The sequence below is a fragment of the Xanthomonas albilineans genome (genome assembly GCF_009931595.1).
Lineage (GTDB): Bacteria > Pseudomonadota > Gammaproteobacteria > Xanthomonadales > Xanthomonadaceae > Xanthomonas_A > Xanthomonas_A albilineans.
This window is the reverse complement of record NZ_CP046570.1, coordinates 975,432-989,021: the sequence shown is the minus strand read 5'-3', so window position 1 is coordinate 989,021 and position 13,590 is coordinate 975,432. Positions and strand designations below refer to the sequence as shown.

The following is a 13,590-nucleotide window of genomic DNA, read 5'->3' as shown; positions in this document are numbered from 1 at the left end:
GGGTTTACCGGTCGGTGGTCTTCATGGGGGAATCCGTGCACGCGGCAGCGGACATGGATGGCAGGCCCGCCGCGGCCAGCACGTGCCGCGCTTGCGCGGCATCGCGATGCATCTGTGCGGTCAGCGCAGGCAGATCGGCAAAGGTTTCCTCGTCGCGCAACTTGGCGACGAACTCCACCTCGAGATGGCGACCGTACAGGTCACCCTGGAAATCGAACAAATGCGCCTCCAGCAGCGGCTCCACGCCCTGCACGGTCGGACGGGTGCCGAAACTGGAGACCGACGGCCACGGCTGTGCCGCCGCTCCGTGCACCCAGGTGGCATAGATACCGGACAACGCCGGGGCGCGAGCAAACCGCAGGTTGGCGGTGGGATAGCCAAGCGTGCGCCCGAGCTGTTTGCCGCGCACCACACGCCCCCCGATCGCATACGGCCGTCCGAGCAGGTCGGCGGCATGCGCGAACTCCCCGGCCACCAGCAACTCCCGGATGCGGGTGCTGGAGATGCGCTCCTCGTGCAGATGCACCGGCGCGATCTCGTCGGCGGTGAAGCCGAATTGCACACCCAGCGCGCGCAGCAGGGCAATGTCGCCAGCGCGCTTGTGGCCGAAGCGGAATGCCGGGCCGATCCACACCTCGCGGGCACGCAGACGCTCAACCAGCACGCGCTGCACGAACGCCTCCGCCGTCATCGATGCCATGCGCCGATCGAAGCGCAGCAGGCCGACACTCTCGATGCCGAGTTGCTGCAAGCCTTGCACCTTGGAACGTGCCAAGGTCAGCCGTGGCGGCGGCGCATCCGGGGCGAAAAACTCGCGCGGCAACGGCTCGAAGCTCAGCGCCACCGTCGGCACTCCCAGTGCGCAGGCACGCGCCGACGCCTGCCGCACCAGCGCGCGATGACCCAGATGCAGGCCATCGAAGGCGCCGATGCAGACCACGCTTCCCTGCGGGAACAGGGTCCCGCCCTCGACGTCTCTAAACAGCCTGCTCATCCTCGATCCGAAGCGCCAGCGCAGGTGCGCTGGCCAATAAATGATGCGTAACCGTTGAGTATAACGGGTGGGACACTGCACGCGGGGAAGCCGACCAAAGCGAAATCGCGTTCGAGGCTCCCAGCACGACCATGGAGCATGGACGGATCATGCGGCATTGAAAAAAGGCGGAGCACTATGCAACCTCCAGCCGTCGCAATGCCTTGGCGCCCACCGGCCTGTTCGACACGCGCAAGAAGGCGAGGCACACACGCAAGGCCCACACACTCACCCCTCGCGCAGATCCCGCGGCCGGAACCCCAACGCCAACAACGCCAGCAGATACACGCCGCCGCCGCCGCCGACCAGCAGCAGCAAGCCGCCGATGCGGTGCCACTTGTCCATGCTGGTGAACGCTGGCAACAAATACAGCCCCAGCACCAGCACCGCCGCCATCGCCGCACAGGCCAGACCCAGCCGCAGCAGATAACCACCCCAGCCCGGTCGCGGGCGATACACCTGGTCGCGACGCAACCAACGCCACAACAGCGACAGATTGAGATAGCTGGCCACCGCGCTAGCCAAACCCAGCGCCAGATGCAGCCCAGGCTGTGCGGCCAGCGCCGCGCGCACACCCTGTGCGCGTAGTTCGGTGGGCACCCAAAGTTGGTACAGAATCGCCAGGAACAACAGGTTCAACGCCATGTTCGCGACCAGGGCGGCGACGCCGGCGCGCACTGGAGTGCGCGTATCCTGGCGCGAATAGAACGCTGGCAACAGCACTTTGAGCAACGCGAACGCCGGCAGGCCGAAGCTCAGCCCAAACACCGACATCGCCGCCATACGCGTGTCGAAGGCGGTGAACTTGCCGTACTGGAACAAAGTCGCCACCAATGGCTGGCTCAGCAACATCAGCCCCAGCATCGCCGGCACCGCGATCAGCAGCGTGGTGCGCAGCCCCCAGTCCAGCGCATTGGAAAAGCCCGCATGATCGGTCTTGACGTGGTGCCGCGATAACGCCGGCAGGATCACCGTGCCCAGGGCCACCCCGAACACGCCCAACGGCAACTCCAAGAAGCGGTCGGCCTGCGACAACCAACTCTGCGAGCCGGCATACAGAAACGACGCGATGACCGTATCCAGCAGCAAGTTGATCTGCGCGATTGAGGAACCGAACAGGGTCGGCACCATCAGGGTCAGCACCCGACGCACGTCCGGATGACGCCAACCCCAGCGAGGCAGGATCAACAGATCGATGCCGCGCAGCGCCGGCAATTGGAACAGCAACTGCAGCGCACCGGCGGCCAGCACCGCCCAGCCCATCGCCAAAATCGGAACCTGCAACATGGGCGCCAGCCAGAGCGCACCAACGATCATGCACAGATTGAGGATCACCGGCGTGAGCGCCGGCAGGCCGAAGCGATGGAAGCTGTTCAACGCACCGCCAGACAACGCGGTCAGCGAAACGAACAACAAAAACGGGAACGTCAGCCGCAACAACGCCACAATCAGGCCGAACTTGACCGGATCGTCGCTGGCGCCAGGATTGAACAACAACGCCACCTGCGGAGTGAACAGCAACCCCAACGCAGTCACCAACAGCAAAATCCCGCCTAGGGTGCCGGACACCCGCGCCATCAACATGCGCAGGTCGGCATGCGGTCGGGTCTCTTTCACCTCGGTGAATACCGGCACGAAGGCAGTGGCAAACGACCCCTCGGCAAACAAGCGACGCAGGAAGTTCGGGATACGAAACGCCACCCAGAACGCGTCGGTGGTGGCGTTGGCACCGAAGGCATAATTGATGGCCTGATCGCGAACCAGACCCAGCACCCGCGAGACCATAGTCATGCTGCTGAACGAGAGCAGCCCGCGGAACATACGCGGCGCACTCATGCCGAAGTCCTCTTGACAATTGACTTGACGCAAAAATTCGAACGCTTCATACTCTCCCGCTTGTTTTTATCCACCACACTGCTTTCCAGGAAACCGCCACCGTGGCCAATATCAAGTCCGCCAAGAAGCGCGCCAAGCAGACCGTCGTGCGCAACGCGCGCAACACGGCTCAGCGTTCGATGCTGCGCACCGCCGTCAAGAAGGTCATCAAGGCCCTGGACGCCAACGACGCCACTGGCGCCGAAGCCGCTTTCGCCATCGCCCAGCCTATCCTCGACCGGTTCAGCTCGCGTGGCCTGATTCACAAGAACAAGGCCGCCCGTCACAAGAGCCGCCTGAGCGCCCGCATCAAGGCGATCAAGACCGCCGCCTAAGCGCGCGCGACCGATGCTGGAAGCGCCCGCACTTCCAGCACGACGAAAAAGAAAAAGCCCGGCTTCCGCCGGGTTTTTCGTCTGCGCGACACCCGGCTTCCAGCGCGGTTGCGCGGCGATACGGTCGCCGCGCTCAGGGCGCATTCGCCGCCGCCTCCAGCGCGTCTTCGCGCTGTCGATCAAAGAACGCCATCACATCCTTCATGATCGGCCAGGTGCCCTCGCGCCCCAGCGCCGAGACCAGATACCACGGCTGGGTCCAGCCAAGTTCGGCGATCACCTGCTCGGCCAGCGCGCGCGCCTCGTCCTCGAACATCAGATCGGCTTTGTTCAGCACCAACCAACGCGGCTTGGAGAGCAGCGCCGGATCGTGCTTTTGCAGTTCGCGCTCGATCGCCCGCACCTGCTCGGCCGGCGACACCCCATCCACACCGCCTTCGTCATGCACGCCGAACGCAGGCGCCAGGTCTACCAGATGCAACAGCAAACGGGTGCGCTGCAGATGGCGCAGGAACTGCGCACCCAGACCGGCACCATCGGCAGCACCTTCGATCAGCCCGGGAATATCGGCGATCACGAAGCTGCGATAGGCCTCGACGCTGACCACACCCAGATTCGGATACAGCGTGGTGAACGGATAGTCGGCCACCTTCGGCGTGGCCGCCGACACGGCGCGGATGAACGTGCTCTTGCCGGCATTGGGGAAACCGAGCAAACCGACATCGGCCAACAACTTGAGCTCCAGCTTGAGCGTGCGCTGCTCGCCCTGCTCGCCAGGCGTGGCCTTGCGCGGGGCGCGCGTCACCGAACTTTTGAAGTGCATATTGCCCAGGCCGCCCTTGCCGCCCTGTGCGACCAGCAAGCGGTCGCCGTGCGCGATCAGATCGCCGATGACCTCGTCGGTCTCGACGTTGATCACCACTGTCCCGACCGGCACGGTGATGGTCAGATCCTCGCCGGCCTTGCCGTACATCTGTCGTCCCATGCCATTCTCGCCACGCTGCGCCCGGAACGCGCGCTGATGACGGAAATCGACCAGGGTATTGAGATTCTCATCGGCGACCAGCCAGATACTGCCGCCGTTGCCGCCGTCGCCACCGTCCGGTCCGCCGAGCGGAATGAACTTCTCGCGGCGAAAACCGATGCAGCCATTGCCGCCATTACCGGCAGTGACCTGGATTTCCGCTTCGTCGACGAGTTTCATGGAGGGACAACCTGTGAAAGTGGAAAAGTGTAGCGCGGGGCGCGGTCAACAGCCTCGTCGCGGTCAAGCGATCCGATGCAAACGCAACCGCAAAGCATGCAGCGCACCGACGCGATTCGCTCTGCGACATCGTCGCGTACATCATCGGGGCAACGGCTTGCACTGTGGCGGATTCAAGCAACGCGCGCAGCCAAAACTGCGGCGACACCACGCACAAACACCGCATGAGCTGACCGAACACCCTTGCCCTGCGCTGCAACGAAAAACCCCGCCGAAGCGGGGCTTTCGTCAACCAACCCGCGCATGGCGCGGGCCTTGGAAACCGCAGCTTACGCCTGCGCGACCACGCTCACGGTACGACGCTTCTTTGCGCCTTTGACCGCGAACTCGACCTTGCCGTCGACCAGCGCGAACAGCGTATGGTCGCGCCCCAGGCCGACGCCGGCGCCCGGGTGGAACTGGGTGCCGCGCTGACGCACGATGATGTTGCCCGCCTCGATGGCCTGGCCGCCGAACATTTTCACGCCCAGGTATTTCGGGTTGGAGTCGCGACCGTTGCGCGAGGAACCTACGCCTTTTTTGTGTGCCATGCCTGCTGCTCCTTACTTCTTGCCACCGGCAATGCCGGTGATCTCGATTTCGGTGTAATGCTGCCGATGCCCCTGACGCTTCATATGATGCTTGCGGCGGCGGAACTTGATGATGCGCACCTTGTCGGCGCGGCCATGAGCCACGACCTTGGCAGTGACGGTGGCGCCCTTCAGCGCATCGCCCAAGGTCACGCCATCGCTGCCGCCCAGCATCAGGATGTTGTCGAACGTGATCTCGTTGCCGGCTTCGACTTCGAGTTTTTCCACGCGCAGCGTTTCGCCCTGCGCGACGCGGTATTGCTTACCGCCAGTTACCAGTACTGCGTACATGACCAGACTTCCTCTGTAGTTATTGTGGTCGCCCCTGCCGTGCCTCTGCGGGCAGACAGGAGCGGGATTATAAGCCGCCGAACAGCGCAGGGTCAAGCCAGGGGTGCCACCGAGGCGGCCTGGGCCCGCCTGCGGCGACCAACATCGCGGCGCTGGGATCTACAGCGATTGCCCCCACCTGACAAGCTGGTAGGCTGACCGATTGCCGCCCCCTCTACTACAGCCCTGGCTATCGGCACCGCCGCAGCCGACACACACCGGATCTTTTCATGGCGATGGATTTCATCCGTATCCGCGGCGCGCGGACGCACAACCTCAAGAACCTCGACCTCGACCTGCCGCGCGACAAGCTGATCGTCATCACCGGCCTGTCCGGCTCGGGCAAGTCCTCGCTGGCCTTCGACACCATCTATGCCGAAGGCCAGCGCCGCTACGTGGAATCGCTGTCGGCCTATGCGCGGCAGTTCCTCAGCGTGATGGAGAAGCCGGACATCGACCACATCGAGGGTCTGTCGCCGGCAATCGCGATCGAGCAGAAATCGACCTCGCACAACCCGCGCTCCACGGTCGGCACCATCACCGAAATCTACGACTACCTGCGCCTGCTGTACGCCCGCGTCGGCCAGCCGCGCTGCCCCGACCACCACTATCCGCTGGAGGCGCAGACGGTCAGCCAAATGGTCGACCAGGTCCTGACCCTGGACCCGGAGCAGCGCTACATGCTGCTGGCGCCGGTGATCCGCGAGCGCAAGGGCGAGCACGCGCAAGTGTTCGAACAACTCCGCGCGCAAGGCTTCGTGCGCGTACGCGTGGACGGCGAACTGTACGAGATCGATGCGGTGCCGGCGCTAGCGCTACGCCAGAAACACACCATCGAAGCAGTGATCGACCGCTTCCGTCCGCGCGAGGACATCAAACAACGCCTGACCGAGAGCTTCGAAACCGCGCTGAAGCTCTCCGATGGCATGGTCTCGGTCCAGTCGCTGGACGACGCCACGGCCGCGCCGCAATTGTTCTCTTCCAAGTTCAGCTGTCCGGTCTGCGACTACGCGTTGCCCGAACTGGAGCCACGGCTATTCTCGTTCAATGCGCCGATGGGCGCCTGCCCGACCTGCGATGGCCTGGGCGTGGCCGAGTTCTTCGATCCCGAACGCGTGGTGGTCCACCCGGAACTGTCGCTGTCGGCCGGCGCGGTGCGCGGTTGGGACCGGCGCAACGCCTACTATTTCCAACTGATCGCTTCGCTGGCCAAGCACTACAAATTCAACGTCGACGCCCCATGGCAATCGCTGCCGGACAAGGTCCGCGACGCGGTGCTGTACGGTAGCGGCGAGGAGACGATCACCTTCACCTACTTCACCGATGCCGGTGGCCGCACCCAACGCAAGCACCGCTTCGAAGGCATCATCCCCAATCTGGAACGCCGCTACCGCGAGACCGAATCGCCAGCGGTACGCGAGGAACTGGCCAAGTACATCAGCGAGCGGCCGTGCCCGGACTGCAACGGCGCGCGCCTGAACCGAGCCGCGCGCAACGTCTTCGTAGCCGACCGCCCGTTGCCGGATCTGGTGGTGTTGCCGATCGACGACGCACTGGCATTCTTCCGCCAACTCAACCTGCCCGGCTGGCGCGGCGAGATCGCCAGCAAGATCGTCAAGGAAATCGCCGAACGGCTCGGCTTTTTGGTCGACGTCGGCCTGGACTACCTCACCCTGGAGCGCAAGGCCGACACTCTCTCCGGTGGCGAAGCGCAGCGCATCCGTCTGGCCAGCCAGATCGGCGCCGGCCTGGTCGGGGTGATGTACGTGCTCGACGAACCGTCGATCGGCCTGCACCAGCGCGACAACGAACGCCTGCTCGGCACCCTCACCCGCCTGCGCGACCTGGGCAACACGGTGATCGTGGTCGAGCACGACGAGGATGCGATCCGCCTGGCCGACTACGTGCTCGACATCGGCCCCGGTGCCGGTGTGCACGGCGGCGAAATCGTCGGCCAAGGCAGCGTGCAGGACTTGCTGAAAGCGCCGCGCTCGCTCACCGGACAGTATCTGTCGGGCAAGCGTCGGATCGAGATCCCAGCCAAGCGGCACAAGCCCAATCCCAAGATGACGCTGCACTTGCGCGGCGCCATCGGCAACAATCTCAAGAACGTCGACCTGGACATTCCGGCGGGACTGCTGACCTGCATCACCGGCGTCTCCGGCTCCGGCAAGTCGACACTCATCAACGACACCTTGTTCACCCTGGCCGCAAACGCGATCAATGGCGCCTCGCACACGGTGGCGCCGTACCGTGAGATCGAGCACCTGGATCTGTTCGACAAGGTCGTGGACATCGACCAATCGCCCATCGGACGCACCCCGCGCTCCAATCCGGCCACTTACACCGGCCTGTTCACGCCGCTGCGCGAACTGTTCGCGCAGGTGCCGGAAGCGCGCGCACGCGGCTATTCGCCGGGCCGTTTCAGCTTCAACGTGCGCGGTGGCCGCTGCGAAGCGTGCCAGGGCGACGGCCTGATCAAGGTGGAAATGCACTTCCTGCCCGACGTCTACGTGCCCTGCGACGTGTGCCACGGCAAGCGCTACAACCGCGAGACGCTGGAGATCCTCTACAAGGGCTACAACATAAACGACGTGCTGGAGATGACCGTCGAAGATGCGCTGAGGCTGTTCGAGCCGGTGCCGGCAATCGCGCGCAAGCTGGAGACCTTGATCGACGTCGGCCTGAGCTACATCAAACTCGGCCAGAGCGCGACCACCCTGTCCGGCGGCGAAGCACAGCGGGTGAAGCTGTCCAAGGAGTTATCGCGCCGCGACACCGGTCGCACCTTGTACATCCTCGACGAACCCACCACCGGCCTGCACTTCCACGACATCGAGGCGCTGCTGGCAGTGCTGCACAAGCTCCGCGACGAGGGCAATACCGTGGTGGTGATCGAACATAATCTGGACGTGATCAAGACTGCCGACTGGGTGGTGGACCTGGGTCCGGAAGGCGGCCACCGCGGCGGCACCATCCTGGCCACCGGCACGCCAGAGGAGATCGCCGCACATCCGCACTCCTACACCGGCCGGTTCCTGGCCAAGCTGTTACCCGAGGGAAGCGCTACCAAACCAACCAAGCCAGCGGCACTGGCGAACAAGCCCGCCGCGCTGCCGCCACGCAAGAGCAAGCCCGAGAAACCCAGCAAGCAAGCACGCAAGCCGACCCCCACGACCAAGAAGAGCGCACCATGAGCGATACCTCCGTTTCTCCCACGCACACGCCACTGACACGCGTGCCGATCAGCGTACGCTGGCGCGACATGGACAGCATGGGCCACGTCAACCACGCCAAGTACATCTCCTACCTGGAAGAAGCGCGCGCGCGCTGGATGCTGGGCGTGGAAGGCGTTTCGTTGCGCAACCGCATCATCCCGGTGGTGGTAGCGACCAACCTCAACTATCGCCTGCCGATCATGTGGCCCAACGACATCGTGGTGGAATTGTTCGTCCAACGCCTGGGCAACAGCAGCGTCACCGTTGGCCACCGCATCGTCGACCAACAGGATGCGAGCGTGTTGCACTCGGACGGCAACGTCGTCGCGGTGTGGGTCGACACACAGACCGGCAAAAGCGTGCCGCTACCGGAGCAGATTCGCGTGGCGTGCAGTTAAAAGGCATGCACGCGCGACATACCCAAGGAACCATCCGCACGTACGGCAAATCGCATCCGGCAAACACTACGGCTTGCCCGCACGCACCTGCAATTCGGCCTGCACCTGGCGGCCATCGTCCAGAACAAAAGTCACCGGCAACCGCACACCCTCGCGCAGCGGCTGCGTCGGCTGCATCAGCATCAGGTGGAGACCGCCAGGCTGCAGCAGCGCATCGTTACCGGGCGCCAACGGCAAAGCATCGACCTCGCGCATCCTGCTGACGCCCGCACGCAGCGTGGTTTCGTGCAGGCTGACCTCGGCAAAAGCCGGACTGCGCGCGGACACCACCGTCAGCGTATGCGCGCAGGGGTTGTGCAGACGACCGAAGCCGGCCGCCATCGGCATCGCCGGACTCGGCGGCAAACGCACCCAGCCATCGCGCCACTGCGGCACACAGGCCACCGGCTTGACCGCCGAGGCCGCGACCAACGGCCCGGAGGCGATGAGAAACCACCCCGCCAGCCCGACGGCCAATCGACGTACGCATGCCAATGGTGTGTACTTCATGGCTTTATCATAACGCCCACCGCACTTGGCCGCCGCTCCTGGACGCTCCCGCATGAACGCCCCGATCCAGATGCTCGACCACGGCCCCATCCGCGAATTGCGCCTGGCCCGCGCGCCGGTCAACGCACTCGACACCGCGCTGTGCACCGAACTGGTCGCAGCGATCGCGCAAGCCCAGGCCGATGCGATGCAGGCGCTGGTGCTCTCCGGCAGCGAACGAATTTTTTCAGCCGGCATGGACGTGCCACATCTGCTCGGCCACGGCGACGACCGCGCAAAGCTACGCGACAGTTGGCAGCACTTCTTCGCCGCTGCGCGCGCGCTGGCCGACAGCACCATCCCGGTGGTGGCCGCACTGACCGGCCATGCGCCAGCCGGCGGCTGCGTGCTGGCGCTGTGTTGCGACTACCGGGTGATGGCGCGCAGCCCGGATCCGGCGCATCCGGTCAGCATCGGCCTCAACGAGACCGAGGTCGGCCTGGTCGCGCCGGAAGGCATCCAACGTCTGCTGCGGCGCGTGATCGGCGCACATCGCGCCGAACGCCTGCTGGTCGCCGGCGAACTGGTCAGCGCCGAACGCGCACTGGAGATCGGCCTGATCGACGAGCTGGCCGATGCCCAACGCGTCGTCGCACGCGCGGTGGCATGGCTTCAGGAATTATTGCAGCGACCACGCCAACCGATGCTGCAGACCCGTGCAATCGCCCGCGCCGACCTGCGCGCAGCGCTGAGCGAGGAACACCTCGCACTGGAACGCCTACTCGACAACTGGCATACGCCCGATACCCAGACCGCACTGCACGCGTTGGTGAAGCGGCTGAGCAAGCGCTGAGCCCGGCCAGGCGGGCCGATGCGGACCACCCGGTATAATGGCCACCATTCCTTGCCCAGGCCCGGTTTCTTGTACAGCAAGCCCACCCCTGTCGTCTCCGAACTGATCGACCTGTTGTCGCTGGAGCGGCTGGAGGACAACCTGTTCCGCGGCCAGAGCCGCGACATCGGCACCAAATATGTGTTCGGCGGCCAGGTCCTCGGCCAGGCACTCACGGCGGCGCAGGCCACGGTGGAGAACGGCCGCCACGCGCATTCGCTGCATGCCTATTTTCTGCGCGCCGGGGATATCGAACACCCAATCGTCTACGACGTGGACCGCACCCGCGACGGCGGCAGCTTCTCGGTGCGCCGGGTCAGCGCGATCCAGTACGGCAAGGTCATCTTCTTCTGCGCCGCCTCGTTCCAGGAACACGAAGACAGCGCTACCCACCAGTTGAAAATGCCCGAAGTGCCACAGCCGGAGGACATCGAGCCAACTCCGGCCGCACAGCCAGAAGTGCTGGCGACGCTTCCGATCAAGGTGCAGCGCTGGCTCGCGCGCGGTGGCCCGTTCGAATTCCGCCATGTGTACCCGCGCGACGAACTGAATCCGCCCAAGCGCCCGCCGTTTCAGCAGATGTGGCTGCGCCTGAGCGAACCGGTCGGCGACGCACCGGAACTGCATCAGGCGCTGCTCGCCTACGCCTCCGATTTCCACCTGCTCGGCACCGCCACCTTCCCGCACGGCATCAGCTACTACACGCCGAACGTACAAATGGCCTCGCTGGATCACGCGTTGTGGTTCCACCGACCGTTTCGGGCCGACGACTGGCTGCTGTATGCATTGGACAGCCCCAGCGCGCAGTCCGCGCGGGGTCTGGCACGCGGGCAATTTTTCACTCGCGACGGCACCCTGGTCGCCAGCACCGCGCAAGAGGGCCTGATTCGCGTGGTATCGGACACCGACGCTGCGGCGCAGGTGCCGACGACCAAGCGCTGAGACAACGACGATGCGACAGATCTTCAGCAGCCAACGCGTGGAAACCGCCGAAGGCGTGGCCACGCTGCTACGCGAAGCGGGCATCGAGGTCCGGCTGAGCAACGGCCGTTCCTACCGCAGCCGCCACAGTGGCCAGTTCAGCTACCTCGACCCAGTCGCCACGCAGGCGCAACCCACCGTATGGGTGGTGCATGCCAACGACCAACCACACGCACGCGAACTGCTACGCGCGGCGGGCTTACTCGACAGCACCCGCCGCGACACCGAGCAGAACCGTCCTTATCTGAGCGAGTTTCAGTCGCAGGCCGCTCCGGACAACCGCAAGCGCTGGGCCTGGCGCATCCGTCTGGCGCTGCTGGCGGCGATCGGTGCTGTGGCGCTGGTGACCGCCCTGCATCACCGCAATCCCCCGTCGCCAACCTCCAACGCCGCGCCAGTGCAACACGCCCCCGACAACGACACCGTTCGCGTGCGTCTACAGCCAGCGCCACGCGGCAAATAATCGTCCAACGCCGCTCGGCGTACGCGACGTCAGCGCAATTTTGCGGCGACGCATGGTCTGCGTCTGCGCCGCGCATGTTCCAATACAAGCGCCCCCGCGCCGTAAGGCACGGGGGCGTTATCGATCATCGCCTTGTCGCGATGAAACACAAACCACGCCGAATAGACGTCAGCGCGTGACAGTCGCCGGCATCGACACATCCGCGCGTTGCGCCCCATGTCTGGCGTGCGCCGCATCGAATTCGGCGCGGCTGAGCATGCCGTCCCTGTTGGTATCGGCGGCGGTGAACCAGGCATCGCGATGTTGCTCGGCGCGCAGTTGGAAATCGGCACGGTCGACGAAGCCATCCTTGTTGACGTCCATCTTGTCGAAACGCGCGGCGAATACCGGATCGGCCTGCGCCTCGGCACGACTGATCCGTCCATCCTGATTGGTATCCAGCTTGGTCAGCAGCGCCCGCAGACGGTCGTGGTGGCCGTGCCGTGGCAACTCGTCGGGGCTGAGCCTGCCATCGTGGTTCTTGTCCAGCGTGTCGAAATGCGCGGCCAGGCGCGGATTGGCGGCGGCCTCGTTGCGGTCGATGACGCCGTCGCCGTTCGTATCGAGCCCGGCGAAACCGCCAGCCTCGACCGACGGGGGGGTGGCGGCATACGCGGCACCGGACAGCGCGACGAGCACGGCCAGGGCAAGCAGCGGATTACGGTAATTCATGGGACACTCCCTGAGGATGATGAGGAATCTGCCGGGATGGCAGTGGTCGGTGCGCGTGGTCGGCTCGCGATGCGAACCGGCGCAACGACACCGTCCTCGTAGACAACGCCCGGCTCCCATCACGGTTGACCTGCAGCGGTACACATTCATCCGATGGACAGCCGTGGCGAAGCGCTATGCTCGACGCATGGCCATCCACTCCGACGCCAGCGGCGATCTGCAACTGTTCCAGACCGGCCAGCACGCATGCGGCTACTGGCCCGAGCGGCAGGCACGCGACCTCGTGCTGGACCCTTACGACCGACGTCTGGATACGCTTTACCCGCTCGCGCTGAGCTGGGGCTTTCGTCGCTCGGGCGATCTGGTCTACCGCCCGCATTGCCAACACTGTCGCGCTTGCGTGGCGGTCCGTGTCCCCATCGAAGACTTCGTACCCGATCGCAGCCAACGCCGCTGCCTTGCACGCAACGCCGACCTGGACATGCGCCTGGTTGCCGCCGAACGCACCGAAGAACACTTGGCGCTGTACCAGGACTACCTGCGCGCCCGCCATCCCGGTGGCGGCATGGACGACCACAGCGCACACGAGTTCGACCAATTCCTGATCGGCAGCTGGTCGCATGGGCGCTTCCTGGAACTGCGGCAACGCCCGGTGGACGGGGGCCACGGGCCGCTGCTGGCGGTGGCGGTCACCGACATCACCACGCAAGCCTTGTCGGCGGTGTACACCTTCTACGCGCCAGACGCCCCCGAGCGCAGCCTGGGCACGCTGGCGATCCTGCAACAAATCGCCTGGGCCAAACGCGCGGGGCTGCGCTATCTGTACCTGGGCTACTGGATCCGCGGCCATCGGAAAATGGACTACAAACGCTGCTTCCGCCCGCTACAGGCCTACGACGGCCACCATTGGCGCGCCTTCGACGAGTTCGTGCAGCATCTGCGGGATTAGCCGCGCGCCATGCTGCGGACATGCGACGCATGCGACACTGCATG

General features: G+C 65.0%; 14 protein-coding genes. 7 read left to right on the top strand and 7 right to left on the bottom strand.

Annotation, left to right across the window (positions count from 1 at the left end; all coding sequences use genetic code 11):
• Positions 1–4 precede the first annotated feature (4 nt).
• On the bottom strand, positions 5–994 hold the full coding sequence (locus tag XaFJ1_RS04340) for a bifunctional riboflavin kinase/FAD synthetase (RefSeq protein ID WP_012915449.1): 990 nt from the start codon (positions 992–994) through the stop codon (positions 5–7).
• Positions 995–1,261: 267 nt separating this feature from the next.
• Complete coding sequence (gene murJ, locus XaFJ1_RS04335; RefSeq protein ID WP_155393731.1) at positions 1,262–2,854, bottom strand: murein biosynthesis integral membrane protein MurJ; 1,593 nt, start codon at positions 2,852–2,854, stop codon at positions 1,262–1,264.
• A gap of 116 nt (positions 2,855–2,970) precedes the next feature.
• On the opposite strand from murJ, the gene rpsT reads away from it, so the two are divergent.
• A complete protein-coding gene (gene rpsT / locus XaFJ1_RS04330) occupies positions 2,971–3,243 on the top strand; it encodes a 30S ribosomal protein S20 (protein WP_012915447.1) in 273 nt (90 codons plus the stop codon).
• A 133-nt stretch (positions 3,244–3,376) separates the two neighbouring features.
• Here the strand turns inward: rpsT and obgE are convergent, their stop codons facing one another.
• From obgE to rplU, 3 genes are all read right to left on the bottom strand, one after another.
• The gene (obgE, locus tag XaFJ1_RS04325; protein ID WP_012915446.1) at positions 3,377–4,447 is read right to left on the bottom strand and encodes a GTPase ObgE; all 1,071 of its coding nucleotides are present in this window, start codon (positions 4,445–4,447) and stop codon (positions 3,377–3,379) included.
• A 329-nt stretch (positions 4,448–4,776) separates the two neighbouring features.
• Positions 4,777–5,037 carry a 50S ribosomal protein L27 gene (gene rpmA / locus XaFJ1_RS04320; protein ID WP_012915445.1) on the bottom strand — a complete coding sequence of 87 codons (261 nt, stop codon included), beginning with the start codon at positions 5,035–5,037 and terminating at the stop codon, positions 4,777–4,779.
• Between the two features lie 12 nt (positions 5,038–5,049).
• Positions 5,050–5,367, bottom strand: coding sequence for a 50S ribosomal protein L21 (gene rplU / locus XaFJ1_RS04315; RefSeq protein WP_012915444.1), 318 nt, complete (start codon positions 5,365–5,367; stop codon positions 5,050–5,052).
• A gap of 269 nt (positions 5,368–5,636) precedes the next feature.
• Between rplU and uvrA the strand changes: the two genes are divergently transcribed.
• Positions 5,637–8,603, top strand: a complete 2,967-nt coding sequence (uvrA, locus tag XaFJ1_RS04310) for an excinuclease ABC subunit UvrA (RefSeq protein WP_012915443.1) — start codon at positions 5,637–5,639, stop codon at positions 8,601–8,603.
• The gene (locus tag XaFJ1_RS04305; protein ID WP_012915442.1) at positions 8,600–9,022 is read left to right on the top strand and encodes an acyl-CoA thioesterase; all 423 of its coding nucleotides are present in this window, start codon (positions 8,600–8,602) and stop codon (positions 9,020–9,022) included. Before uvrA ends, XaFJ1_RS04305 begins: the two co-directional genes overlap by 4 nt.
• Positions 9,023–9,088: 66 nt before the next feature.
• On the opposite strand, the gene XaFJ1_RS04300 is transcribed toward XaFJ1_RS04305, so the two are convergent.
• Entirely contained in the window at positions 9,089–9,571 is a 483-nt protein-coding gene (locus tag XaFJ1_RS04300) for a copper chaperone PCu(A)C (RefSeq protein WP_045756753.1), read from the bottom strand.
• 52 nt (positions 9,572–9,623) lie between these two features.
• Between XaFJ1_RS04300 and XaFJ1_RS04295 the strand changes: the two genes are divergently transcribed.
• From XaFJ1_RS04295 to XaFJ1_RS04285, 3 genes are read left to right on the top strand one after another with little or no spacing between them, the layout of a single operon-like run.
• Entirely contained in the window at positions 9,624–10,403 is a 780-nt protein-coding gene (locus XaFJ1_RS04295; protein WP_012915440.1) for an enoyl-CoA hydratase/isomerase family protein, read from the top strand.
• A gap of 18 nt (positions 10,404–10,421) precedes the next feature.
• Positions 10,422–11,384 (top strand): acyl-CoA thioesterase II, encoded by a 963-nt coding sequence (gene tesB / locus XaFJ1_RS04290; protein WP_425476753.1) that lies wholly within the window; start codon positions 10,422–10,424, stop codon positions 11,382–11,384.
• Positions 11,385–11,394: 10 nt separating this feature from the next.
• The gene (locus XaFJ1_RS04285) at positions 11,395–11,886 is read left to right on the top strand and encodes a putative signal transducing protein (protein ID WP_012915438.1); all 492 of its coding nucleotides are present in this window, start codon (positions 11,395–11,397) and stop codon (positions 11,884–11,886) included.
• 168 nt (positions 11,887–12,054) lie between these two features.
• On the opposite strand, the gene XaFJ1_RS04280 is transcribed toward XaFJ1_RS04285, so the two are convergent.
• On the bottom strand, positions 12,055–12,597 hold the full coding sequence (locus tag XaFJ1_RS04280; protein WP_012915437.1) for an EF-hand domain-containing protein: 543 nt from the start codon (positions 12,595–12,597) through the stop codon (positions 12,055–12,057).
• A 187-nt stretch (positions 12,598–12,784) separates the two neighbouring features.
• Between XaFJ1_RS04280 and XaFJ1_RS04275 the strand changes: the two genes are divergently transcribed.
• Positions 12,785–13,546: an arginyltransferase gene (locus XaFJ1_RS04275; protein WP_012915436.1), complete on the top strand. Its 762-nt coding sequence runs from the start codon at positions 12,785–12,787 to the stop codon at positions 13,544–13,546.
• The last annotated feature ends 44 nt before the right edge of the window (positions 13,547–13,590 follow it).

Excerpts from the sequence above, each read along its gene's own strand:
- XaFJ1_RS04340 (WP_012915449.1), bottom strand. The coding sequence starts at position 994 with ATGAGCAGGCTGTTTAGAGACGTCGAGGGCGGGACCCTGTTCCCGCAG.
- murJ (WP_155393731.1), bottom strand. The coding sequence starts at position 2,854 with ATGTTCCGCGGGCTGCTCTCGTTCAGCAGCATGACTATGGTCTCGCGG.
- obgE (WP_012915446.1), bottom strand. The coding sequence starts at position 4,447 with ATGAAACTCGTCGACGAAGCGGAAATCCAGGTCACTGCCGGTAATGGC.
- rpmA (WP_012915445.1), bottom strand. The coding sequence starts at position 5,037 with ATGGCACACAAAAAAGGCGTAGGTTCCTCGCGCAACGGTCGCGACTCC.
- rplU (WP_012915444.1), bottom strand. The coding sequence starts at position 5,367 with ATGTACGCAGTACTGGTAACTGGCGGTAAGCAATACCGCGTCGCGCAG.
- uvrA (WP_012915443.1), top strand. The coding sequence starts at position 5,637 with ATGGCGATGGATTTCATCCGTATCCGCGGCGCGCGGACGCACAACCTC.
- XaFJ1_RS04305 (WP_012915442.1), top strand. The coding sequence starts at position 8,600 with ATGAGCGATACCTCCGTTTCTCCCACGCACACGCCACTGACACGCGTG.
- XaFJ1_RS04300 (WP_045756753.1), bottom strand. The coding sequence starts at position 9,571 with ATGAAGTACACACCATTGGCATGCGTACGTCGATTGGCCGTCGGGCTG.
- XaFJ1_RS04295 (WP_012915440.1), top strand. The coding sequence starts at position 9,624 with ATGAACGCCCCGATCCAGATGCTCGACCACGGCCCCATCCGCGAATTG.
- tesB (WP_425476753.1), top strand. The coding sequence starts at position 10,422 with ATGCGGACCACCCGGTATAATGGCCACCATTCCTTGCCCAGGCCCGGT.
- XaFJ1_RS04285 (WP_012915438.1), top strand. The coding sequence starts at position 11,395 with ATGCGACAGATCTTCAGCAGCCAACGCGTGGAAACCGCCGAAGGCGTG.
- XaFJ1_RS04280 (WP_012915437.1), bottom strand. The coding sequence starts at position 12,597 with ATGAATTACCGTAATCCGCTGCTTGCCCTGGCCGTGCTCGTCGCGCTG.
- XaFJ1_RS04275 (WP_012915436.1), top strand. The coding sequence starts at position 12,785 with ATGGCCATCCACTCCGACGCCAGCGGCGATCTGCAACTGTTCCAGACC.